This is a genomic window from Brevibacillus sp. HB1.1 (assembly GCF_013332445.1).
Classification (GTDB): domain Bacteria; phylum Bacillota; class Bacilli; order Brevibacillales; family Brevibacillaceae; genus Brevibacillus; species Brevibacillus porteri.
This window is the reverse complement of sequence record NZ_JABMIV010000003.1, coordinates 198,329-222,476: the sequence shown is the minus strand read 5'-3', so window position 1 is coordinate 222,476 and position 24,148 is coordinate 198,329. Positions and strand designations below refer to the sequence as shown.

Annotated in this window: 19 protein-coding genes; 6 read left to right on the top strand and 13 right to left on the bottom strand. The window is 42.6% G+C overall.

All coding sequences use genetic code 11. The features are described from left to right. Positions 1–14: 14 nt before the first annotated feature. The 4 genes from HPY27_RS10895 to HPY27_RS10880 all read left to right on the top strand — a co-directional run bounded on the left by HPY27_RS10895 (position 15) and on the right by HPY27_RS10880 (position 3,735). A complete protein-coding gene (locus tag HPY27_RS10895) occupies positions 15–1,097 on the top strand; it encodes an HNH endonuclease (RefSeq protein ID WP_174224980.1) in 1,083 nt (360 codons plus the stop codon). 65 nt (positions 1,098–1,162) lie between these two features. Next, entirely contained in the window at positions 1,163–1,672 is a 510-nt protein-coding gene (locus HPY27_RS10890) for an SMI1/KNR4 family protein (protein WP_174224979.1), read from the top strand. Positions 1,673–2,165: 493 nt separating this feature from the next. Then, complete coding sequence (locus HPY27_RS10885; protein ID WP_174224978.1) at positions 2,166–2,492, top strand: hypothetical protein; 327 nt, start codon at positions 2,166–2,168, stop codon at positions 2,490–2,492. 733 nt (positions 2,493–3,225) lie between these two features. Continuing rightward, on the top strand, positions 3,226–3,735 hold the full coding sequence (locus tag HPY27_RS10880; protein ID WP_174224977.1) for an SMI1/KNR4 family protein: 510 nt from the start codon (positions 3,226–3,228) through the stop codon (positions 3,733–3,735). 1,564 nt (positions 3,736–5,299) lie between these two features. Here the strand turns inward: HPY27_RS10880 and HPY27_RS10875 are convergent. The 6 genes from HPY27_RS10875 to HPY27_RS30110 all read right to left on the bottom strand — a co-directional run bounded on the left by HPY27_RS10875 (position 5,300) and on the right by HPY27_RS30110 (position 15,743). Then, positions 5,300–8,209: a type I restriction endonuclease subunit R gene (locus tag HPY27_RS10875; protein WP_174224976.1), complete on the bottom strand. Its 2,910-nt coding sequence runs from the start codon at positions 8,207–8,209 to the stop codon at positions 5,300–5,302. A gap of 38 nt (positions 8,210–8,247) precedes the next feature. After that, positions 8,248–9,378: a restriction endonuclease subunit S gene (locus HPY27_RS10870; RefSeq protein ID WP_174224975.1), complete on the bottom strand. Its 1,131-nt coding sequence runs from the start codon at positions 9,376–9,378 to the stop codon at positions 8,248–8,250. After that, positions 9,371–10,876 (bottom strand): type I restriction-modification system subunit M, encoded by a 1,506-nt coding sequence (locus HPY27_RS10865; protein WP_174224974.1) that lies wholly within the window; start codon positions 10,874–10,876, stop codon positions 9,371–9,373. Before HPY27_RS10865 ends, HPY27_RS10870 begins: the two co-directional genes overlap by 8 nt. After that, complete coding sequence (locus tag HPY27_RS10860; protein ID WP_174224973.1) at positions 10,869–13,289, bottom strand: N-6 DNA methylase; 2,421 nt, start codon at positions 13,287–13,289, stop codon at positions 10,869–10,871. Before HPY27_RS10860 ends, HPY27_RS10865 begins: the two co-directional genes overlap by 8 nt. A gap of 65 nt (positions 13,290–13,354) precedes the next feature. Then, on the bottom strand, positions 13,355–14,977 hold the full coding sequence (locus HPY27_RS10855) for a restriction endonuclease subunit S (protein WP_174224972.1): 1,623 nt from the start codon (positions 14,975–14,977) through the stop codon (positions 13,355–13,357). Between the two features lie 583 nt (positions 14,978–15,560). Next, on the bottom strand, positions 15,561–15,743 hold the full coding sequence (locus HPY27_RS30110; RefSeq protein ID WP_174225128.1) for a helix-turn-helix domain-containing protein: 183 nt from the start codon (positions 15,741–15,743) through the stop codon (positions 15,561–15,563). Between HPY27_RS30110 and HPY27_RS10845 the strand changes: the two genes are divergently transcribed. Continuing rightward, positions 15,711–16,292 (top strand): site-specific integrase, encoded by a 582-nt coding sequence (locus HPY27_RS10845; RefSeq protein ID WP_371814322.1) that lies wholly within the window; start codon positions 15,711–15,713, stop codon positions 16,290–16,292. The genes HPY27_RS30110 and HPY27_RS10845 overlap by 33 nt on opposite strands. A 214-nt stretch (positions 16,293–16,506) precedes the next feature. Here HPY27_RS10845 and rlmD read toward each other — a convergent pair whose 3' ends face one another. Both rlmD and HPY27_RS10835 read right to left on the bottom strand, forming a co-directional pair. Next, positions 16,507–17,952: a 23S rRNA (uracil(1939)-C(5))-methyltransferase RlmD gene (gene rlmD / locus HPY27_RS10840; RefSeq protein WP_174224970.1), complete on the bottom strand. Its 1,446-nt coding sequence runs from the start codon at positions 17,950–17,952 to the stop codon at positions 16,507–16,509. 118 nt (positions 17,953–18,070) lie between these two features. Further along, the gene (locus HPY27_RS10835; protein ID WP_026043186.1) at positions 18,071–18,961 is read right to left on the bottom strand and encodes a diacylglycerol kinase; all 891 of its coding nucleotides are present in this window, start codon (positions 18,959–18,961) and stop codon (positions 18,071–18,073) included. 112 nt (positions 18,962–19,073) lie between these two features. Between HPY27_RS10835 and HPY27_RS10830 the strand changes: the two genes are divergently transcribed. After that, positions 19,074–20,078 carry an ROK family glucokinase gene (locus HPY27_RS10830; RefSeq protein WP_174224969.1) on the top strand — a complete coding sequence of 335 codons (1,005 nt, stop codon included), beginning with the start codon at positions 19,074–19,076 and terminating at the stop codon, positions 20,076–20,078. A gap of 68 nt (positions 20,079–20,146) precedes the next feature. Here the strand turns inward: HPY27_RS10830 and HPY27_RS10825 are convergent, their stop codons facing one another. The 5 genes from HPY27_RS10825 to HPY27_RS10805 all read right to left on the bottom strand — a co-directional run bounded on the left by HPY27_RS10825 (position 20,147) and on the right by HPY27_RS10805 (position 23,972). Then, complete coding sequence (locus tag HPY27_RS10825; protein ID WP_174224968.1) at positions 20,147–21,049, bottom strand: DMT family transporter; 903 nt, start codon at positions 21,047–21,049, stop codon at positions 20,147–20,149. Between the two features lie 65 nt (positions 21,050–21,114). Next, positions 21,115–22,296, bottom strand: a complete 1,182-nt coding sequence (locus tag HPY27_RS10820; RefSeq protein ID WP_174224967.1) for an ABC transporter permease — start codon at positions 22,294–22,296, stop codon at positions 21,115–21,117. Further along, positions 22,296–23,024 (bottom strand): ABC transporter ATP-binding protein, encoded by a 729-nt coding sequence (locus HPY27_RS10815; RefSeq protein ID WP_174224966.1) that lies wholly within the window; start codon positions 23,022–23,024, stop codon positions 22,296–22,298. The genes HPY27_RS10820 and HPY27_RS10815 overlap by 1 nt, the downstream gene beginning before the upstream one ends. A 28-nt stretch (positions 23,025–23,052) precedes the next feature. After that, complete coding sequence (locus tag HPY27_RS10810) at positions 23,053–23,523, bottom strand: hypothetical protein (protein WP_174224965.1); 471 nt, start codon at positions 23,521–23,523, stop codon at positions 23,053–23,055. Between the two features lie 110 nt (positions 23,524–23,633). Continuing rightward, positions 23,634–23,972, bottom strand: a complete 339-nt coding sequence (locus HPY27_RS10805; RefSeq protein ID WP_069847196.1) for a hypothetical protein — start codon at positions 23,970–23,972, stop codon at positions 23,634–23,636. Between the last annotated feature and the right edge of the window lie 176 nt (positions 23,973–24,148).

Below are 24,148 nucleotides of genomic sequence, written 5' to 3'. Positions count from 1 at the left end.
GAGTAGGGAAGCCTATGAAGAAATTCAAAAGAGTATTAGTGCCTTTTGTCGTGTTCTCATTGCTAGTTGCTCCTGTGTCAGTCTTGACGCCAGCATCTGCTGAAAGTATACAGGAAATTGCCGAGACAGAAGAAGTCGTTGATTTCGAAAACCTTCCCATACAACTGGCGGAGGGGGTAACACTTGAGGAATTGGCAGAGGCCATCAATGAACCACGTATTCTTGAAAGCAAAAACGTAACTATAATAGAGAACAGCTCAGCGGATGAAGTCATCGGAAAGCGTCAAATGGTGTATAGCCCTAATGCAGCACCAGTTGAAAAAGAAGATGACTCTATCTTTGACTTCGGTGCCTTCTCTTACAATAGTGCCGACAAAGTTGCCAAGGTTGCTGAATCTGACACTGACGAGGTTGAGCCAAGGAGTTGGCGTCCTAGCATTGATGGAGTATTCTTTGATCACCAGATGACGTCCGACTGGGCTGGTGGTGACGTATACTCGACCGTTAAAGTAATCGCCGTGGTAGGCAGAGTAGCCTCTGTAGACGCTACTCACACTATCATCCGTTCAGCAAAAGAGGACGGGAAATATAACGTAGAAAAAAACGGAAGTTTGTATTTTAACCCCCCTTACGAGAACCTATCTACGCATAGGGTACGCGTTAATGCGGAGACTTACTGGTGGTCAGGAAAATTGGAAGGAGTTGTTAGATACCTGGGAGGGGGCTCCTCGCCTATCGCTCCTTTGAGGGAGGTAGAAAAGATCCTGACTAACAATAAAGGCGATATTTACCCTGATTACGTCGATCCGCAGTCAAACATCAAGTTAATTAAACCGGACGCTGACATGGTACCTCAGAAGAGGGAGCGAGATTCGGGGTATAGAAAGGACTTCGAGAGACGTTACGTTGGTTACTTCGGTCAACCTCAATATTTCGCTTGGGATGATGTTGAAATCCATCATATGATTCCGCTAGAATATTATGGAAGGAACCATTTCGACAACCTGATTCCTCTTCTCAAAAAGGATAGAAAAAACGATTACATTCTGCCACATAGGGAAGTAACTGAGTGGTGGGAGAGTTACCGGAAGAATTGAGAAAAATGGACTACCGTCTGTGGGATGGTAGTCCGTATTTTCATTAGAAAGGGTGTGAATACTCCGTGAGCATTTCTTTTAACCGTATTTTAGACAAGATCAAGGGAAGAAGAGAGCAATTGAACGGTGATTTGCATATTATCGGTGAAGAATTTGAGTTTATTTTTCAAATGCCTACTGACTCTGCCGCAGAGTTAGAGAAACTAAAGTCATTTGAGCTACCCGAGGATTATGTGAGCTACTTCTCTCAGTACAACAGAGCCGTATTATTTCGCGATTTAGAATTTGGCAGCAGTCTCTTCACGATATTAGACCCTCACAATGTTATTGAATACTGGAAAGGATACAGCATAGATCACCCTTACTATCCTATCGCATGGAGTAGCCACTCGCTAGGTTGTATATGCGTAGATCAAGACCGACTTGATAGCGGAAACGGCTACCTCACATGGATCGAATCGATGGACCCTGATAATCCGATTGACATTGATCTGACATTTACAGAATGGCTGGATAAGCTCATCGAGCATGAGGGGAAGGAATTCTGGATTCCGTTCCATGAGGAGGAAGAGTAATTCAGGATGAAATCGGACGACTAATGCATGACTGCCAAAAAGCTGGGAGTAAGCTCTCAGCTTTTTTTCTGTATGTTGGGGGGAATCCCGGCTCCGCTTTTGGCTCTTGTTCGGAAATATTTAAAATTTCTTAATAGTAATATTACTGGTAGTTTAAATGAAAAATGCATTCGATTAGAGGGACAGAGCAACGTTCTATTGGCCTCCGACTGGCTGGTAAAACTACAACACCTTAGCATACGCTACTTTCCGTTCGTTAAGCGACTTAATAATTTCCCAATATATAAATATTTAAACACTCATCTTCGAGTTGACCACCTACGATACTTCATTTCACACAAAGTAGCTTTTTATTTCCTGCACCAATGCTCGTCAAGGATAAAGGGTAAACCCCTTGCTAGGCAAGTCCTTGACGAGCATTGGCTCAGCAAAAACATTTGCTAATAGGTGTGAAAATAATGATGTGTGTTTAGTCTTCCATGTGGGTAACTTTATGTTGATCAAAGTGGTCAACATTTTGGCAAGCGTTCACAGGTGGAATCAGTACAGTGGAAAGTTTGCACAAAAAGCAGTAGAAGGGGCTGGAACTTATGTCAGTTTCAAAATTGGTATAAAAATTCCATATATGGTAATATTATTAAAGCTAAAAGATCGCTTTGAAAAACCATTTCAGTATGGCGACTATGCACTAGGAGCATTAGTATGGATGCAACAAGAAAAAGTACCTCTTTGGGGTGATATTATTTCAGCGTCAGTCCCGAAAAGTGGTACAGAGATTTCCCTCATTTACATTAGCGAAACCGGGAAAGATTATAGCTGAGAGTATCGTGCCCGTTTTGAGGTTGAGAAGGATGGAACAGTTAAAGTAGATCATTGGGTAGTGGATTAGTAGATTTGAAAGAAAATGTAGGGATGTCTTATGGGCATCCTTTTCATTTTTGGTATAATTTAGGTTATTCAAGGGTGGTAAAGGTATATGAGCGAATCTGTCTTTAGTTTCATAGAGCTACTTGAAATTGCTGGAGGCATATTCTTTATCAATTTTGTTTAGGTATGGATTAAGTAAGCATAATGCTACTTGGAAGTTTATTATACTTGAATACTTTGCTATTGTTATGAGCATTTGGATTATTAAATCGTTGGTGAATCTTATTTTTGGTTAGGGGAACATGTTTGGCGATAAACCAGATACATACAAGACATGCCGAATAGATGCACCTATTCAGTTACTTTGGTAGCAGCCATGACCCACTCTCTACTTTCAACTGATAGTGTTTCATTTGTAGTAGGTAGCACATTAGCACAAAAAAGAGGGGTTCTCCGCCCCACTTTTTCAGTCCGCCAATCCATCTCCGCTTATTTTTCGTGAAATGCTTGGCATACCCAAGAGTGGACTCAATCTCTCCTTTTGCATATGGTGGGGATAACAGCTAGGATAATTTAATTCCGTTACCAAAAGACTTCCACCGAAAAGAGGTTACTCCTTGGTGGGCTAGTTATGGCAAATATGTACCTTCTGGTGATGACTATTAAAGAATAGTAGGTGATTCTCCTTGAAGAACAATTTATCTGAATTGGTATTGGAAGGGTTAAAAAAAAGACTCGATAATAGTAATCGATTATTAGTGCAAAATAGGAATGGAAAAGTTGATACAGCCCAGTTTACATTTAACCCTCCTGCTACAGCAGGGATGATTGAAGAGTTCTTAAGAGACACTCACTGGCACTTACCAACTGACTATAAGAATTTTCTCCTAATCCATAATGGAGCATGGCTATTCGAAGGTGTAAGGTATGGTGGAGGATATGAGTTACTGAGTCTGGATGAAATTAAGAATAGTCACTTAGATTATATGCCTAAACATTGGTATCCTATCTCGATCAACAATAGCGATTACATTTTTATTGACTCTAATCAAGTTGCGTCCGGTCAGAACAACTATTTAGTGTGTTTTAATCATGATGATGTATCAACCTCAGAAGGTTATTACTTAAATATGACTTTTGAAACTTGGTTAGAAAGATTAATAATTGCACAAGGAACAGAGTTTTGGACTTGGTAAGTGGAAATAAAGAAGGGGCTGTTTCAAAAGTCGATTTTTTCGACTGAGAGACACCCCATTTTTAAAATCGAAACTCTTGATACATCAACGTTTCAGAGGGACTTCTCTAGTTGTCTAGTTGTAAGGAAGATATGGAAGCACTCATTCAAGCTTACTCTAAACAGATTGAATCTGCCCCCTACTTTCACATAGAGTACAGTGCCGACGGGAAAGCAAATTTTATAGAAGTTACCTCGGATACAGAAAATTGTTATATGTGCTCTTTTAAAGGGTTGGATGTCTTTAATATCAAGGTAGAAAAATTGGACTGTCATTCAATTGACAGTCCTTACTCTCATTGAAGGATGTGATCCTGTGAGTAATCCTTTTGAAGCCCTCATTAGTAAAATCAGGGGGAAGTAGGACAAGTGTAGACGGGAACGTGCATATCAAAAACGAGGACTATCATTTTACATTCTACATCTCGAACGAATCTATCACAGATACAAAGGAGAAATTAAAATCGTTTGAGTTACCAGAGGATTACGTCAGTTTTTTAAGCCACTACGAAAGTGCAACACTATTCAAGAGCGCCAAGCAGAACTCTGGGGGTTATGATGTGCTAAGTGCCGAACTCGTCATTGGGTACTGTAAAGCCTACAGCATCGACCATCCTTACTATCCTATCGTTTGGAGAGATAACTCAAATAGCTGAATATGTGTGGATCAAGACAGAATACATAGTGGCAAAGGGTACCTCACATGGGTTGGATCGATACTACCAGACGATACTATAGACATAGATCTGACGTTCACAGAGCTGCTGGAACAACTTATTGAGCATGACGGAATTGAGTTTTGGGATCGACCCATTGAGGAGGAAGAGTAAGAAAAAAGGACGCCTTTTATAGTGCGTCTTCAGGATGAATCAGACGACTAATGCATGACTGCCAAAAAGCTGGGACTGAGCTCTCGGCTTTTTTTCTGTAAGTTAGGGGTAATCCCAGGGCCTCTTTTGGCTCTTGTACGGAAATATTTAAAATTTCTTAATAGAATATTAATGGTAGTTTAAATAAAAAATGAGAGCACACAGTAAATCTGCAGAATCTGGTAAATCGAATCTTAGATTGTAAAATTTATTGGCATCCTCTTGCGATTTCGGCTTATACAGGTCAAAAAGTTCTTCAAAGATAGATAATTATTCTTTACTGCTACTGAGTATCTCCTAAACTATTGCACCAAGCTCGCGGCAGAACTGAACTTTGTTTTTCTGATTATCCTTAGGCATTCGACCATCTCCAGACCTTCTTACTCTACACCCGGTGACTTAAACGCAGAATCTTCACAATACAGATTAGTTATCGTTTACATATTCCTTTCATCTTTGCCTTCAGTTCGCCCGGCAGAACCCTCAAACACCTTTTTTGAAATCTCATATGCAACAACTGTCATTTCATTAGTAAGGATGGTTCTGCCGGATTTTCATCACATCTGGTCCTATTTGAATTAATTTTCGACCTTTTCAATAACAACAATACTACTGATCATCACTGAATGATCTGTTTCCCAACTTTAATTCTTCGAATTAGTAATACTGCTCAATGTACTGATAGGCTTTATCAAAGACTTCTTTGTCTTTAATTTTGTATTTGACCCAGACAACACTCCGAAGAGCTTTCTTCACTTCCTGTTTTCCTGCAGTTGTACCCTGCCAACCATCGAAACGTACAATCTTAACGATATCATCTATATCGCCAACAATTCGCTCGACTATAATTGGCGTCTTTGAATTCCTCACACCATCAAATAGCTCTGTCAATGCTGCCTTGCCTTTGTCTAATTCTTCCTCAGGCACTACTTCTTTTTCAGCTTCTGCCGCTTCCCGCGCAAGTTCTAATAGCAGTTTTAGAAACTCAATACTGGTTATGAGCCCTTGTTCGTGTTTCTCACGGAGATTTTCAAGTTTTTCTCCCAACTTAACGAATTTAACATCATTACTGTGTTTTCGAATTTTCGCGACCAAATCAATTTCGACTTTGATCGTTGTCTTTCTCAAGTCCTTTTGTTTTTCAATAAATTCATCGATTAAATCTGCATCCATTGTAAGAATTTCCATATCATCATGTACTTCTCCGACTTGCAGATTCTCATGAACCAATTCCAATGTCTTCGCTCCGAGTGAAGCCCAAATCAACCCTCCTCTTCCATCAGTAGGTTTCACCGATTCGAATACTCTTGTCAGCCATTGAAAATCGTATTTCATTGAATTCAGAAACGGATCTGGTGATAGCGCATCCCACGCTCTATTGAGCACTTTATAATCGGCTCCAAATTCGTCTTTGATTTTATTAGTTGGCAAACATTCTTGTGCAGCAATCAAACCTTCCCAACCATCTATTGTACGGTCTACTCCCATGAAATAACTCAAGCACTTACGTATTAGTGCAGGGATCTGCTTTTTGACCTCTTCAATATTCGAAATGACCTTTTTCATACTCGATTCATCAAAGTCCAAAGCTGTTGCTACATTATCAAAAATACCTATGTAGTCAACAATTAAACCGTGTGTCTTACCTTCATCATAGGTTCTGTTAGTACGACAGATGGCCTGCAGCAAGTTATGATCTTTCATTGGCTTATCAAGATACATAGCTTGCAATATAGGTGCATCAAAACCAGTAAGAAGCTTTGACGTTACTATTACGAGCTTCAGGGGGTCGTTAGGTTCTCTAAATCTGTCTAAAATCTTTCCTTCTGCGTCCCTATCACGTTTATAGGCTTTATATTTATCTTCTTTGTCATTGTTGGTGTCCATAACGATTGTAGTTGCATCCGGACCTAGCAATTTATCAAGTTCTTCTTTATACATAAGGCAACACGCTCTGTCATAACAAACAACCTGACCTTTGTATCCGTTCGGTTCAATCTTCCCCTGATAATGCTTGGATATATGTTCGCATACCTTTCTGATACGCTTGCGGTCATACATAATTGCTTTCATGTTGACCCTTCGAGATAACTCTGCTTTATCTTCTTTAGATAAATTCTTTGTTAATGCTTCAAATTCAGCATCGAGCTTTTCTCTATCAACATGCAGGTCAACTGGAACCGGTTCGAAATTCAATGGCAGTGTCGCATGATCGCGGATTGAGTCCGAGAAGGAATACTTGCTCATATATCCACTCTTATCTTCAACTGCACCAAATGTATTGAAAGTATTTCTATCAATGCGATTAATCGGTGTACCTGTAAGGCCAAAGAAAAACGCATTCGGAAGAGCAAGACGCATCTTACTACCTAGATCACCTTCCTGAGTTCTATGAGCTTCATCAACCATAAGAATGATATTGTCTCTAGGGTTTAGTTCCTTTTTAATATCACCAAATTTAAAGATAGTTGTAATTGCAATCTTTCTCTGGTCTCCTAAAAAGAAGGATTCTAAGTCGTCCTTTGAACCAAGACTGACGAGATTAGGAATATCTGATGCGTTAAATGTAGCAGTTATCTGCGTCTCTAGGTCAATTCGGTCGTCAACTATAACTACTGTTGGATTGTTTAATTCAGGTATCATTCTAAGTTTCTGTGCTGCAAAAACCATCAGCAATGATTTGCCAGAACCCTGGAAATGCCAGATAAGACCTTGTTTTGGGTATCCAGCCATTACGCGTTCCACAATAAGATTCGCACCCTCATATTGTTGATAACGGCAAATGACCTTATATTTGCGATACTTTTTATCTGTTGCAAATACTGTAAAAAACTGAAAAATGTCCATGACCTTGTCAGGTGTAATCATATCTTCAACACTGATTTTTACATCAGCAAGACTTCCTTCACTTTTATGATCCGGAGTATGCCATGGACCCCACATTCCAATTGGCATGCAAACTGAACCATATCTATAACATTTGCCTTCTGTAGCAAAATTGAATATGTTAGTTACAAACATGCCTGGTATGCTTTTTTCATATGCAGCTATGTCTCCAGCAGCATCCAACCAGGTTATAGAATTACGAACAGGTGTTTTCAACTCGCCAATCGCCACAGGAAATCCATTAATCAGAAGAACAATATCAAGCCTTTTACCATTCTCTTTTTGTGGATATACCCATTGGTTTGTGACTACATATTCGTTCAGCTCTAAGTCTGCTTTGGTCATCGTTCCGAAGAATCGAATTGGAATCATTCGTCCATCTTTGCCGAATGGGTAGGAATTCTCTTCAAAAACCATCTTCTTGAACATTTCATTCTGCGTTATTAGGTTGTGCGGCTGAACAGTCAATATTAACGTACGCAGTTTATAGATAACTTCATCTGCGCGGGATGGTTCTTCAGCAATTTCAGGATTAAGGCGGATGAGCGCCTCTTTAACCATAGATTCAACCATTACATCCGAGTATTCGCGTGGCAATTCTTCGGATGATACATACTTCCACCCATTACTCTTAAGTGTTGAGATTACCAGTTGTTCAATCGTATTATCTTCATTAAACATCAAATGCGCCTCCAATCTTTAACAAAATCTATGTTCAATTAACCAAAGTTCTTCAACATTAAGGCTTTAATAGTGGTTTCCAGGTTCTCAATATTCTGTTTTAATTCAAATTTTGATTTATCGGTCTGTTGGACAAAATCAGCAAATTGGTTTTGAAGACTAATCGGTGGTATAGGAATGTTGTAATTTTTAATATCTCCCATCGAAATATGTGGTACCGTCGTTTGTGTGATATTACAATGCTTTAAAAAGGCATCACTTTTTAGAACCCATAGGATATATTGCTGGTTCAAGTCTTTACTACGAATTCTTGCAGTTCGTTGTATTAATAATGCCGGCAATTCGGATTGCTTTATCATAGCTATTTTAAAACCACTAGAAATCCATGGACGATCCATAGCAAGTACAATATCCCTTTCTTGAAGTAAATACTTATCTAGTCCTTCGGTAGAGGGCCACTTCTTAGCTTCTTCCCATGCAATTCTGTCAGGCATTATAATAAGTCCGCCACAAATGTTAATGCCATTATCTACATACCCTGAGCTATCAAAAGGATTCCCAGCTAATATGTCAGCGTGTTCTCTTAATGGGCTGTATGACCAGTCATTCGATTTTCTAGTAAGATCCCCAAACATCTCGATAAATTGCGATTTGACAAGCTCATCAGTGAGATAAAGCAATCTCTTGTAAGCTTCTTTTGTATCATTAGCAGCCCATAATAGATCAGCGAGTTTTTCTTGCTTGTTCATATGAGGAAGTATAAATTCAAGTTCTTTAAGCGCACTCCAATTAATAGTAGGCGACAATGATCCAACTGAAATTCTAATAGCTGCATCAAAGAAATAATCCGAACAAATGAAAAAAGGAAACAACTTCCTTGAGATTACTTTCTCATTAGGCCGCAGAATCATCCCATGAGCAGAAAAGAGCCCATCATGGGGTGCAATAGCTGCTCTTCTTAAATAGGCATTCCTTTTCCCAAAAAGAATATCTCCCTTTTGCATTAGAAGTTTATCGCCTTTTATTGGCACGTCGCTTCCCCATCGTGTAACAGAAAGACTGCCGCTATCTAAATGTTCTAGTCCGATATATGTTTTCATATCATCTGATGTTGGCTTTCTTTTTTGAGTTATATTAAATGCAATATCTTCAAATCTATATTTAGGCATTTTCATCACCACCATTTTCAAAAAGCATGTATTTCAAAGTCTCATAAGATTCTCTAAAAGTATCACTGCTAGCAAGCCATCCATCCAGTGCCTCTTCCACAGAATATAACGTCTCCTGATCTTCAACGCTGTTAGACCCATTTACATAAAGCGGAATACTCAGCTTACTGTCATATCCGATAATCTGTTCTACTGTGGCAATTGCTGAAAAACCATCTTGAACTTTAAATTCGGTGTAAGTTTGTGCTATCTTCTGTATATGATCTTCTTCCAAATAACTCTCTGCATTTTTTCGAGTTACTTCATTTTTTGCATCAATAAACAATACATGTCCTTTACGAGAATGTGCTTTTCTCGTTCGGCAGATAATAATACATGCCTCCATCGGTGAATTGAAAAATAGATTTTTCCCGATCCCAATTACACATTCGACCAAATCACTTCTTACAAGCTTTTCACGCATTTCTCTTTCTTCATCCCTAAACAAAACACCATGTGGAAATAAAATTGCACATCTACCCGTATTTGGATTAAGGCTCTTCAAAATATGTTGAAAAAACGCGTAATCAGCCCTTCCTTGAGGTGGTGTACCGAGAAAATTCCGGCCATACTTATCAGCTGAAAATGCTTCTCTATCCCATTGCTTAATCGAATATGGTGGATTCGCTAACACTAAATCAAACTGCATTAACTCACCATGCTCCACATAAGCAGGTTTCTTTAAAGTATCGTCATTTACTATATGAAAGTCCTTTACACCGTGTAAAAACAAATTCATCCTTCCAATTGCAGATGTAAGAGCGTTGATCTCTTGCCCGTATGCTTTTACATTTCTCCATTCAAGTCCTTGTTGCTTCAAATAAGCAATGGCTGAAATAAGCATACCTGCGCTACCACAGGTAGGATCATAAATACCTTCGCCAGACTGCGGTTTAAGCATCTCTGTCATAAGATGAACGACGGTACGATTTGTATAAAATTCTTGAGCAGTGTGCCCACTATCATCAGCAAATTTCTTGATCAAATATTCATAACCTTGTCCGAGTTCGTCCTCAGGACAATTTTTCATACTGAGCGTTTTTGAAGAGAAATGCTCAATAAGGTCTTTAAGTAATTTATCAGGTAATCTGTTTTTATTGGTCCAAGCACCATCCCCAAAAACACCTTGTAATTTTTCAGGATTTGCTTTTTCAATAGCTCGAAATGCATTTACAATTGCAACGCCCACATTTTCTGATACTGATCTGACATCATTCCAGTGAAAACCTTTCGGAACAATGAATCTATGATTTTCTTCCCACTCGATTGCATCCTCATCTCCGTCATATTCCTCAAGAATTTCTGCACATTCTTCATCATATACATCACAAATTCTTTTGAAAAACATAAGTGGAAAAATATATTGCTTATATGAACCTGCATCAATATGAGTTCGTAAAAATACTGCTGAATTCCATAAATATGATTTCAGCTCGTCTAGCGTAATTCTATTACTCACTAATGTATCCCCCTTCTACCAATAAGGATTTTAAGTTTTCTTCTGCTTCAATTACTTCATCTAACGCCGCTAAAAATTCCCTTTTGACTTCTTGAGGACATTTAGTTTCCATTGCTGCTTTTTCAATATAGTGGTTAACAGAGAGTGTAAACTCTTTTAATTTTATATCTTCAATAGACACTACCTTAGCTTTTTCAATAACAGAATCATAGTTTTTGAAAAGATTATAAACTTCCTCTACATCTTTTTCTGTCATTATATTTTGAGCTCTTTGCGCAGTATAAATCTTTGATGCATCAATCAGACAGACTTTCCCTTTATGTTCTTGTACTTTATTGTTGTTTAAAATCAGAATACATGCCAATACACTTGTACTGTAAAATAAGCCACTTACCAAAGTAATGACACATTCTAACTTGTCTGATTCGATTAGTTGTTTACGAATTTCTCCTTCTCTACCTCCGCGGAAGAGGACTCCCTGCGGAAGAACGACCGCACAACGCCCATTCTTTTTATCCATAGATTGCACCATATGCTGTAGCCAAGCAAAATCCGCACTGGAATCAGAAGGGGTCCCCCATAAATTACGACCATAAATGTCTGAGGCAAATTGATCCGCACCCCAAACTTTTAATGAAAACGGTGGGTTCGCAACTACACAGTCAAAAGTTTGTAATTCTCCACGATGTATGAAAAGAGGCGACTTTAAAGTATCACCTTGTTTAATCTTAAAATCTCTTGCTCCATGTAGAAAAAGGTTCATTCTTGCGATCGCTGAAGTTGCTAAGTTCTTTTCTTGTCCATAAATCCTACCATACGTGCTTTTATCATCATGTACGTTACGTATCGCTTCGATCAACATACCACCAGTACCACAAGCAGGATCATAAACAGTCTCACCTGGCTTCGGATCTAGGATTTTGACCATTAATTTTACAACTGCTCGGGGTGTATAGAATTCGCCTGCATTTTTCTTTGAAAGATCAGCAAATTTCTTAATTAAATATTCATAACTATCTCCCATCACATCAGATGAGTAATTTTCATTGCCTACTTTAATTTCTGACATGTGTTCAATGAGATCCTTTAAGCGTTCATCTGACAGTTTGTTTTTATCAGTCCAGTTTGCGTCGTCAAAACTAGAAAAAACGCCATAGAGTGTATCTGGGTTAGCACGTTCAATGCCGTTCATTGCATTGACTATTGCTACCCCGACGTTCTCACTAACTTCGCGAACGTCCTGCCAATGGCAGCCATCAGGAATAATGAATCGATGGTTTTCTGGAAAACTAGCAAACTCTTCATCACCACCAGATTCCTCTAATGCAGCTTGTGTTTCTTCATCATAGACATCTGATAATCGTTTAAAAAAGAGAATAGGCGTTACATAGCTTTTATACTCATCCTGATTAATTGGACCACGCAGAATATTGCAGGCTTCAAAAAGGTGAGAAAATAGCTTTTGGCTTGTTGTTTCTTCAGGCTCTGAAGTACTATTTTTTAGTGCTTCATCAGCAGCATCCATTGCTGATTGGATCATTTCTTCTCTACCTCCAGTTTTTAATTTGGCTCCGACTGACTCTTCTTTAATGCTGACGCTCCCTGAAGACTGTATCTTTTCCATCTTTGCGGGATATAGATTTTCGAACTCAAGCAATATCCTCAGAAGCCGTTCATCAAGAAATGTCAATGCATGTTTCCTGATATGTGTCGGCACACCGTAGTAGGCTTCTGCCACGCCTCCAGTAATTGCTGCCAACGTATCACTGTCTCCACCAACAGAGACAGCGTTACGGATTGCATCTTCAAAATTGGAAGACTCGAAGAAAGCAACAAGTGCTTGCGGAACTGTTTCTTGGCAAGCTTCGTTAAATTGATACGTTTCCCGGATTCCATCGAGCGAGAAATTCATGGGGTAGTAGTGCTTATCAACATAATCACGAATTTCCAAGATATTTTTCCCGCTAAGAGCCAGATAAACTGCAACCGCAGTAGCTTCAGCGCCTTTTATCCCCTCAGGATGGTTATGTGTTATAGCTGTCACCTTGTGCGAAAGTAATCTAGCCTCTTCGATGGAATTGGCTACATAACCACAGGCGCTAACTCTCATTGCAGCACCGTTACCAAAACTGTTGTATGGCTCAGGAGTATTACTATACATCCATTTATAGAATCTCTCTCCATACCCGCAATTCGGATAGTGTCTCCCAATAACTTGCATGGATTTAACAGCTTGGTCGCCCAAGTCTCTATAATCACGTTTACAGCTCATAAGTGCATCACAAATAGCTAATGACATCACCGAGTCGTCAGTGAAAAAGCACTTGTATGTTAAAAACTCAAAATTTTTCGATCGATGATTATTCCATTCAAATCTGGAACCGACAATATCGCCAATTATAGCTCCGATCATGTAATTTCCTCCCCTGGTGCCGGGCTGATACTTTTCTTACATCACAGTTATCTAAGTCAAATATTTTATTTTTTCACCTTCAAAATACTATTTTGAAGTCGCTCCATTACTCCATTCCATCTATCTTCAGCAAGACGAATGCTTTCTACATATCTGGAACGTTCCTGTTCATATTCTTCTGTAATCATTTTTTGTTCTTCAACCTTAAGCAACGGAATTTCTAGCGACTTCAAGTCTTTATAACTAATATTGATGACGACTGTCCCTTGCTGCTTTCCTGCTAAGGTTTTGTTCCCCATAGGACTATCCAAAAAAACTTTTAAGTACGTCCCTAAAAGCAGTTTTTCATTCGGTCTTATTACAATGATGTTCGATGACGCGATGCAAGGATACTTCTGTTCTTTAAAAACTGCTATTCTGATCGCTGTTCCCCGTGCTGGCAATAGTAAATCCCCATCTCTAAGTAAGTAATTCGCAACTTTACGTTCTTCCTCTTCGATGTGATCAAGACCCTCATAATCAATGTCAAAATCATTTAGGTTCGATATATTTACGACTCCAATGCTACCATTAGCATCTTTCTTGCTGATCGCCTTTCCGCGAAAAACTTCAGCAACATTACCTAGTTCTTCTTTTTTAATGCTTGAGTTCTGATAACGTTGCCAATCTTCATCCACCATCCCAAAGATATGATCAACATTCCAATAACCCATTTCCATTAACTCGTCCAACATAACAAATGTATCATCAATGAGAACCAATTCATCTATTCCATTTTTTTTGATGTTGCTTGTAGCAGCATCATATCTTTTAATCATTACATCTTCTGTTCGGCCTGTGGTGATCGTAAACATATAGGTTTTAATAGCGGTAGATGCAAAAATCCCGGCTGGTAGCTCAGCTATTTCTTCTAGTTTATACATGCCCTGTATAAAATCTCTTAAGTCCTTAATTGAGCCCGCAGCAAAGGTTATTCTAGCTGGTAATACAATCACTAATACACCCGAACTATTCAGATGTAAGAGCAAGTTCTCTACAGCTATCATTTCATATTCCCTACAAATGAAATCTCCATTATCTTCTCCGCGTTCTCTTGCCCCAAATACAGGTACCGCCAGAATTAAATCAAACTTCCTTGCTGAAAACTCGTAATCATAAATACTAGTCTGTTCGACAATTACATTCACATGCTCCTTAAACATTTCATCAAAAAGAACTTTACTCACACTATTCATGGTAGTTATGTAGAATTCGCAATCAGAATGTCGGCTTACTAATTCAGTAAGGTAAGGTACAAATTTTTCTGCTTCAGGAATCAATACCGTCTTAGTGTTTGGATTAAAGTGTTTTTCAAATTCGGTAATCAGCACTTTCGGTATATAAAACATCTCTTTATGATCTGCAGATGCAAGAGCCATTTCCCAATCAATATCTTCATCATCCATAGCCATAAAAGCACCAAAAAACGCCTTTGAATCCGGATATGGATTTTTCATTCCACAACTATTCGATATTGAAAGCATCACTTCATAAGCTTTCTGCTCAGTAGGTTTTTTTGAATTGGATACAAACTCCTCTTTTGTCTTTTTCAAAAGGAACAATGCAACAGGCAACTCTGACTGAGCAGTATATCCCCGCAATGCATTAAAACGATTCCAAATATGGTTCATCCGCTTGTCGTTACGCATCTTTATAACCCCCTTGCAAAACAACTCACTGTTATCATACCTAAAATATAGCATCGTAGATAATTCACATCAATAGATATTTCATTTTGGTACTTAAATACCAAAATGAAATACGTTATTATTTCATTCTTTCTACTGTCTATTACTTCATACGCCCCCAATTAAAAAAATTCGAGAAAAACCTGAAGTCAGACTTCGTGTTTCTTTTCGAGCATTATCAAAGAGCCCTTGTACTCGTAGCTAATCTTCATGATATCCAAGAACGGAATATTCCTTGATACCTCGTCGTTTACAACTTGAACGAGTCTATAACGCGTGAGACAAATTAAACACCTTCAAGAGAACAATAACTTTATCATAAGATATGGTTCGATCTTGGAGTTTTTTTACGATTGGTGACGAATCAGTTACCTCAACAGTGTATTGACAACTGAAAGTCGAATTCACTATTTTCTGTGTAACTTATCACTAATAGTTAGTAACACCTTTGAGTCCTTAAATAAAAAACAAGAATCAATAAAATGATCCTCGTTCTTTTTAGAAATCTATAAGTAAACATCAGGGATAACCCTCTCTATGTCTATTACTGATTTCTTAACCATTCTTCGATAATATCCATTGGAAACATAATTCTTCTACGAATACGAACATGAGGGATCTGCTTCTCTCGAGCCATTGCATAAATGCTATTCGTTGATACATTTAAGTACTTTGCAATTTCTGATACAGAATATTGTGTAAAGCTTTGGAATGCGAGCCGTACTATTGGAGAATGATGATCACACTCGCATTAACCACAAGCCTTCGACGCGGCGAACTCGTAGGTCTTGAATGGAAACATATTGATTTAGAAGCTGGTATTATCCATGTGAAACAAAGCATCACTAACTTTATTAACGGGAAGTCCTTACGTAAGATTAGCTTGACTGATGGTGTCCAATCTGAGTTGAAGGAATATTATAAGTTCTGCACTCAAGATTGGGATAAATTAGTGGGGACTCGCGACGAAGAACATTTCTTTGTGTTTTTTAATCAATTTGGAAGAGCATTTTACCCAGAAAGTCCGTATATGTGGTTCCGAGGTTTGTTTAAAAAGTACAAATTAAAATACATCAAGTTTTATGATCTGCGTCACAAATCGGCTACCTTTTTGAATAACAAAGGCGTTCATGCGAAAATTATTTCAGAACGATTGGGACATGCCAACATCACCACGACCATGAACATTTACGGGCATGTCTTATCAAAAGCAGATAGAAAAGCTGCCAATAAGTTTTATCAAATTATTCGACTTAATAATCCAAAAGAAGCTTAAGAACCCGAGTGATTGATTGCAATCGTTCAGGTTCTTTGTTTACAGTTGACTATAACAGGTACACTATCAATATTTAATATATATGAGGAAATACGCTTCTTTGGGCTAGTTATTGCTGATGTTTAACACCAATTTATCACCAATACCAATAAACAACCTCTGTACCAATAATTTTGACAAGCTGTCCTATTCAACATGCCCTTTATTTATAAGGTTATTTAACATCTGTATTATTCCTGATCAACAACGCAACCGACTCCACATGCCCCGTATGCGGAAACATATCCACCGGCTGTACTTCCTTCACCGCGTAACTGTCAGCGAGCACCTTCAAATCCCTCGCTAACGTAGAAGGATTACAAGAAACATAAACCACTCGCTCCGGCTGCATCTCCAAAATCGTCGTCAACAACGCCTCATCACAGCCTTTGCGCGGCGGGTCAACGACAATCACATCCGCCCGTATGCCTTTCTCCTTCCAAGCTGGAATGACAATCTCCGCAGGCCCTGCCTCAAACGTCGCATTCTCCACGCCATTCAACTGCGCATTCCGATTCGCATCCGCAATCGCTTCCGGCACAATCTCTACCCCATACACATGCTTGGACTTCTGCGCCAAAAAGAGCGAAATCGTCCCGATACCGCAGTACGCATCAATCACCGTCTCCGCACCAGTCGCACCCGCATACTCCAGCGTCTTATTGTACAGCACCTCTGTCTGCGCAGGATTAACCTGATAAAACGAACGCGCTGAAATAGCAAACTTGATCGGACCGATATAATCGTAAATCACATCACTGCCCCAGAGCGTCACGGTCTTTTTACCAAAAATAACGTTGGTCTTATCTGGGTTGATGTTCTGCACGATACTCGTCACGCCAGCGACCTGTGCACGAATCGCTTCCACCAGCTGATCGCGCTGTGGAATCTGCTCCTCTGTCGTTACGAGCACGACCATGACTTCCCCTGTCTTCACGCCCACCTTAACGACCACATGACGCAGCAGGCCTGTATTGCGAGTCTCGTCATATGCTTTGATATTCAGCTTGGTCGCCGCCTGCTTCACGGCTGCCACTGCTTCATCATTCGCCTGGTGCTGGATGAGGCATTCGTTCATGTCGATGATCGAGTGGGATTTCTCCGCGTAAAAGCCGCCGACCAACGCCCCGTTTTCCTCGCCGATTGGTACCTGTGCTTTGTTGCGGTAGCGCCATGGATCGCTCATGCCGAGTGTCGGATGAACGGTAATGGCCCCTTCCCCTTCGACTTGGAAGCCGCCAATGCGCCGCAGGTTGTCCCGCACGATTTGCTGCTTGTGTCGCAGCTGCTCCTCGTAAGCGAGATGCTGCAACGAACAGCCTCCGCAACGGTCGTACAGCGGACAGGGCGGCTGGAAGCGATGGGTACTCGCTTCTACTACTTCTGTCAGCTTGGCAAAGCCGAAGTTTTTCTTCACATGGTCGACGCGCGCATGAACTCGCTCTCCTGCAAGTGCGCCATCTACGAACAGCGTATATCCTTCAATCCGGCCGACTCCTGCTCCTTCGTGGTTCAGTCCGGTTATCTCCACTTCCACGGTTTGTCCGACACGCACTGGGACGTCCAGCTCCACTTTGGCTGTCGGGTGCGGACCGCGCCGCTTCTTTGTTGTCTTCGCCACTATCTATTGCTCCTTTTATCTTGCTCTATAGGTTTTCGTTTTCGCTCCAGGAAACATGCAGGGATGCACAGCGAAAAGCGGCATCCCCACGGCTATTGCTATTCATTTTACTATCTTCTTACGGGACGAACAACTCGATATGCCCCGGCAACGCTTCCACCACGCAAGGCAGCTGTCCGCCCAGCTCACCGTCCAGATTGAGCTGAACCGTCTCTCCGCTCGGTGAAGTGGCTTTGATGTAATCTGCCTGGAAATACAGGATGTTTGGGTCCTTCAGGTGCTCGCCGCGAACCGCCTGTGTCGCCAAGCGAATAAACTCCGCAATATTCAACTTCTTCACAACGATGACATCTAGCTTGCCGTCTGACAAATCGGCTTCCGGGGCGATGTTGTCAAAACCGCCTACCGAGCGGCTATTGGCGATGAGGAACACCATGATTTCTTCATCCAACAGCACCTCTCTACGGCTTTCCAGACGAACACGGATCGGGTGCAGCGACGGCAGCTTCTCCAAACCCTTGACGTAATACGCCATTTGTCCGATTAGCGTTTTCAGCTTGCTCGGAACCTCATAGGTCAAATTCGTCAGTGAGCCGCCACCCGCGATATTCATAAAATAGCGGTTGTTGATGCGTCCCAGGTCAATGCGTTTCTTCTTGCCCTGGGCGACAATCTCCGTTGCACGCGTGATCGATTTCGGTATACCGACCGCCCGGGCAAAATCATTGCTGGTTCCGCAGGGGATTATTCCTAGAGATGGACGCGCTTTATGCTCTGCCATCCCATTTACTACTTCATATATGGTTCCATCTCCACCAGCGGCCAGGATGACGTCAAAACCGCGAGCTACTGCACGAGCAGCTTCTTCTGTCGCATCATCTTCCCCTTTGGTCGCATAGCATGAAGTTTCATATCCGGCCGACTCCATTAAATCGAGGATTTCCGGCAATCGCCGACGCACGATCTCCCGGCCGGAGCTTGGATTGTAGATTAATCTGGCTCGTTTCAAGGCAGATCCCTTCTTCCTTCCCTCGCTCACGGGGGTACTCTCTTCCATCATATCCTGTATAGCCATTTTTGGGAATCGCTATGCTCCATATAGCGTGATAAGATAGAAAAAGATGGAAATCAAGGAGATAGGGGAGACGCTTGTGAAGAAGATCATCGTGGGAGTAGATGTGGGTGGCACTGCAATCAAGATGGCTTTGATTACGCCAGAAGGCGAGCTGGTTACTAAAATGCAAGAACCGACGCCTGTTGCGGATGGCGAGGATGGCATTTTGCAAAAAATCGTAGACATGTCTCATGATCTTCTTGCACAGCACGACTATTCTCTTTCACAAGTCTGCGGAATCGGTGTAGGAGTACCCGGACCCGTCGATGGCGAGAAGGGAATCGTCTTCCAAGCGGTGAATCTTCACTGGCGCCAACCCGTTTTATTAAAAGAAAAATTGGAAGCCCTTACAGGTCTGCCAGTCGCGGTCGACAACGATGCCAATGTCGCAGCCCTCGGGGAAATGTGGCAAGGTGCAGGCCAAGGTGCACAAGACCTCGTTCTCATCACGCTCGGCACAGGTGTAGGTGGAGGCGTCATTTTGAATGGAAAGGTCATCCATGGCATCAACGGTGTTGGCGGTGAAATCGGTCACATCACCATGACCCCGGATAGCGGAGCTCCCTGCAATTGCGGCAAAACAGGTTGTCTCGAAACATACACGTCTGCGACTGCCATCATTCGGGAAGGGCGATTTGCAGCTACAAACGGATCAAGCCCGGTGCTTGCCGCTGTACTAGCCACCAAAGGAAACATTGCCGCCAAGGATGTCCTCGAAGCAGCCGTAGCAGGGGACGCAGCAGCTCTAGCCATTACCGATCAAGTGGCGCTCTATCTCGGTCTCGCTCTCTCTCATTTGGCGAATGTACTGAATCCCGCGAAGTTTATGATCGGTGGAGGCGTGGCCGCAGCAGGTGACTTCCTCTTTTCCCGAATCCGCGAATCATTCAAACGCTTTGTTCCATTCACCTATGTCGTCGAGTCCACAGAAATCGTTCCGGCCGAGCTTGGCAATGATGCGGGTGTGTACGGTGCAGGCTGGCTAATCCGCTCACAAATGAACGAATCCTGATCCGCTATAAAAAGATGGACGCTCCTGCACGTGAATCCTCACAGCAAGAGCGTCTTTTTGGAATAGCCTTATGAAGAAGCCTGCCTAGGTGCCACCTCTGGCTCGCCGCCTTTCCCTGAAACAATCAGCGCAGCACCGACGAGCACTGCACATCCCCCCAACAACTGGAGCAGGCTAAAAGCTTCGCCAAACAACAACGCCGAAAACCCAAACGTGACCACAGGCTCCAGCGTGCTTAGCACCGACGCTTTTGTTGAGCCAATCAATTGTAAGCCGCGGAAGAAAAAACTGATAGCGACCACCGTAGAGAAAACGACAATCCCCAGCAGCGCCCACCACCCTTGTACCGCAAAAGACAGGTCGACACCTCCGTCTTTTAGCGCAATGAAAAAGGTAGAAATGGCAGCAAACAGGGCGATGTACGCAGACGTTACATAGGACGAGACGCCTTTAACCACTCGATTTCCCACCACAATATAAACGGAATAAAACAACGCCGCTGCAAGCGCCAACAGCACGCCAATCGGCTGAATCCCACCAAATGACAAGCCGAGCACCAGTCCAAGACCAACAAGTGTGATCAGCATGGCGATGACAGTCTTTTTCGTCAACTGCTCTTTCTCGACGAAGTAGCTCAGTATGGCAACAAACACCGGAAATGTATACAGCAGCAAGGCCGCCATTGAGGTCGGTATGTACTGTACCGCAGAGAAAAAGCTAAGGGATTGCAGGGTGTACAAAATCCCGCCGAGACAAAACATGGCGAGCACCTGTCTTTTATCCAAGCGAAGCGACTCCTTACGCCAGAGCAACAAACCAAAAAACAGGGCAGTCGCCAATAAAAACCGCAAAAACAAGAGCGTTGAAACAGACACACCCGCTTCGTAGGCGTACACAGCAAAAATAGACATGACGCCAAAACCAGCAGCCGATCCGAAAATATAGAACACACCGACATACAGCGGATTCACAACATTTCACCAGCTTTCTCGAAATGACAGCGACGAGTGATGCGACAGGTCTGAAAATGTTACGATCAGTGCTTCAACCCCGCCCCTTCTCTGCGGAATATACGCGACGCGAGAAAAATGGTGAAAACCACATAGATAAGCAAAGAGCCAATCCCCAGGAGTGCATGCATCGGGTCGACCTTGCCATAAAACACTTCCTTGGACAGTGCGACACCGTTGAACACGGGCATCACGTAGTAATGTGTAGGGATGTCGACCGGACTGACTGGCATCAGCATATATGAGGGAACCATCGCCAAAAATATGACAGCACTCATGTACGTCTGCCCCTCTTTAAAAGACTTGGCAACCGTACTCAAAACAAGCTCCAACCCTGCAAAGAGCGCCGCCAACAACAAAATAGTCACGATGAGCACCAACAAAGTGACAGGCGAGAAGAAGGCGAGTGTAAAATGATCTCCTTCCGTCCCCATTGGTCCCAGACGTATGGCCAGCGTGACAGAGATCAGTGACGCTACTGCCCCCATGGTACTCATGGTCATGACAGCCAACAGCTTTGCCGTGAGGATGTGCTGGGCTGCAATCGGTGCCGTCAACAGCGATTCGAGTGTTCCCCGCTCTTTCTCACCAGCGACGAGATCATTCGCTGCGGCCATTCCCGCAGATGCGAGTGAGACTACCAACATCAACGGAATGATGCCAGCCAGCATCCCTCCCGACTTCCTTTCCTCAGAGGCTGCATTTTGAAAGGTGGAGACAATCGGTTGAATCGTCTGCTCGGACAAGCCCGCTTGGTTCAGCCTTTTCGCTACGACGTCTTTGCTGTACGCCTCTACTGTCTGCTCGATCAACGTACGGGCATAGACAGATTTTTGATTGGTGGAGTCATAGGCAACTGATAGCTTTGCTGTTTTTCCCGCCGCGATCTCTTCATCGAAGCCAGCAGGAATCGTCAAAATGGCGCGCAGCTGACCTGCTTGCAGTGCTTGCTCCGGATTGGCTGGCTCTAGGATTTGAACGGCAGGATTTTTTTGCAAAGACGTAATCAATGAGGATGATCCTTGAACAGCTAACGGGATGTACTCCCTCGCTTCTTTTTCCACATTGCTATAGGATGTTCCCAGCAAAAAGAAGACGAACGGAATGACGAGCAATGGCACCAGGAGCGTCCCCATCCACGCCTTACGATCGCGAAACAAGTCCATCAGTTCTTTTTTCAGTACGGTCCAAACGACATGCGAGCCCATCAGCCTTCGCTCCCTTCCACGACAGCCATGAAAATGTCGTCCAGATCCTCTGTCCCAAACTGCTCGCGCAACGTATCCAATCCTCCGGCGAACCGCAGCTTACCCTTGTGCATGAGCGCAACCCTTTTGCACAGCTTGTTAATCTCGCCCATGTTGTGACTGGAGAACAGAATCGTCTTCCCCTCTTCTTGCAGCATTCTGACCATTCTTCGAAAGATGGTAGCAGCCGTTACATCCAGTCCTGTCGTCGGTTCATCCAACAAAATGACATCCGGATCGTGTACCAGCGTCCGGGCAATCGCTACCTTTTGCTTCATTCCCCGGGAAAAGGCCCCCACTCGCCGATCGATAAAATCATCCATCTCAAGCATCCGGCTCAGACTATGAATCCGCTCCTCAAGCCTCGCTTGCTCCAATCCGTATAGATGACCGAAGTACGCGATATTTTCCCGCGCTGTCAAACGGCTGTAAAGTCCCACATCTCCCCCGAACAAAATGCCGATTCTGCGGCGCACTTCAAGCGGTTGCTGTCGAACGGAAAAACCACTAATCTCGATGTCTCCCTCGGTCGGGGTCAAAACTGTCGCCATCATGCGCATCGTCGTTGTCTTACCCGCACCGTTTTCTCCGAGAAGTCCGTATACCTCGCCTGCCTCGACGCGAAACGATACATGCTGGACCGCTGCGATTTCCTTGAATCGCTTGCTGACATCCTTGACCTCAATCAACAGCAGCCCCTCCTCTCCCGTATTTTCACTAGAATCGTACCTTCAGTAAGTACGATGCCCGCTTTTCTCCCGTAAACGTCACCTGTACGACACCCGTCCGCCCACGCAAAGCCCTCGGTATAGCGCCAGTGACTTGGAATTCCCGCCGCTTCTCATCGACTCGCGCGACAGACACGGAGCCTGGGGGCGAAAAGACCTGGTCGCCTTCCGGTGTGTAAAACGACAGGGTGATTTCTCCGGGTTGCCCGTGTGCTTCTCCCGAAAAACGGATGATTTCCATCATTCCTGACACCGCTGACACTTCCGTGAGGTCAAAAAGCGGATGACGCAGGTTCGCAAGCGTCTGCCCTTTTTTCCAGTCCTGCAAAAACGCATCAAACTCCTGTACAGCAACCATCCACGCCGCCGAGGAAGTCGTAGTCGTAGGGACATGCGAAGGTATTGCACCAAAAATAAGTGCAGAAGACGTCATCATCAGCGGCAACCAAATAGAAAACATGCTAATTCCCTCCAATAATTGGTGCCCTTAGCATGCCCTCACAAAAGTTACCCGTATGTGTCTTTGGCGAATCAGAATCTTTTGACTTTAAAAACGGTAACTCTCATATCCTACAACGGATAGCGCTCTTTCCACTTTGTCAGGGAAAAATCTTCAAACAGCGCGACGAAAGACTCCGTATCGTTAATATAATGACGGGTTTCTTTTGCCTCTGGATGCTTTTCTAGATACAACGTTGCTACCAAATGGCTGACAGGAACACCTTCTGCCTCTTGATCGTAAATGCCCCGCTCAGCGAGCACTTTGCCAAAATAACGCACATAGGTGACGGTTATTGTTTTTTCTTGACCATCTTCTTGCCACGTAGAAATGGAACGATCAAATGTATCAGACGGTGATCCACCTTTTCCAGGTGCCACACTTTCTCCTGCAACAGAAATGAGCTTCATGTACTTCCATCCTCCTTTTTCTTCCTGTACGTTCATTATAGGGGAGAGTGGAAATTGTTACAAATTGCTTTGTCATCTGCCATTGGAAAAACCACTGCCTTTATTTGTCTGATACACTAGACAGAACGATTTAAAAAACTCCGAAATTTTTTCGCATCCCGTGTCAGATAATCCGT

Coding starts and splice junctions, on each gene's coding strand:
- HPY27_RS10885 (WP_174224978.1), top strand. CDS start 2,166: ATGTTGATCAAAGTGGTCAACATTTTGGCAAGCGTTCACAGGTGGAAT.
- HPY27_RS10875 (WP_174224976.1), bottom strand. CDS start 8,209: ATGTTTAATGAAGATAATACGATTGAACAACTGGTAATCTCAACACTT.
- HPY27_RS10870 (WP_174224975.1), bottom strand. CDS start 9,378: ATGCCTAAATATAGATTTGAAGATATTGCATTTAATATAACTCAAAAA.
- HPY27_RS10860 (WP_174224973.1), bottom strand. CDS start 13,289: ATGATCGGAGCTATAATTGGCGATATTGTCGGTTCCAGATTTGAATGG.
- HPY27_RS10895 (WP_174224980.1), top strand. CDS start 15: ATGAAGAAATTCAAAAGAGTATTAGTGCCTTTTGTCGTGTTCTCATTG.
- HPY27_RS10820 (WP_174224967.1), bottom strand. CDS start 22,296: ATGGGCTCGCATGTCGTTTGGACCGTACTGAAAAAAGAACTGATGGAC.
- HPY27_RS10855 (WP_174224972.1), bottom strand. CDS start 14,977: ATGCGTAACGACAAGCGGATGAACCATATTTGGAATCGTTTTAATGCA.
- HPY27_RS10805 (WP_069847196.1), bottom strand. CDS start 23,972: ATGAAGCTCATTTCTGTTGCAGGAGAAAGTGTGGCACCTGGAAAAGGT.
- HPY27_RS10810 (WP_174224965.1), bottom strand. CDS start 23,523: ATGTTTTCTATTTGGTTGCCGCTGATGATGACGTCTTCTGCACTTATT.
- HPY27_RS10830 (WP_174224969.1), top strand. CDS start 19,074: ATGGAAATCAAGGAGATAGGGGAGACGCTTGTGAAGAAGATCATCGTG.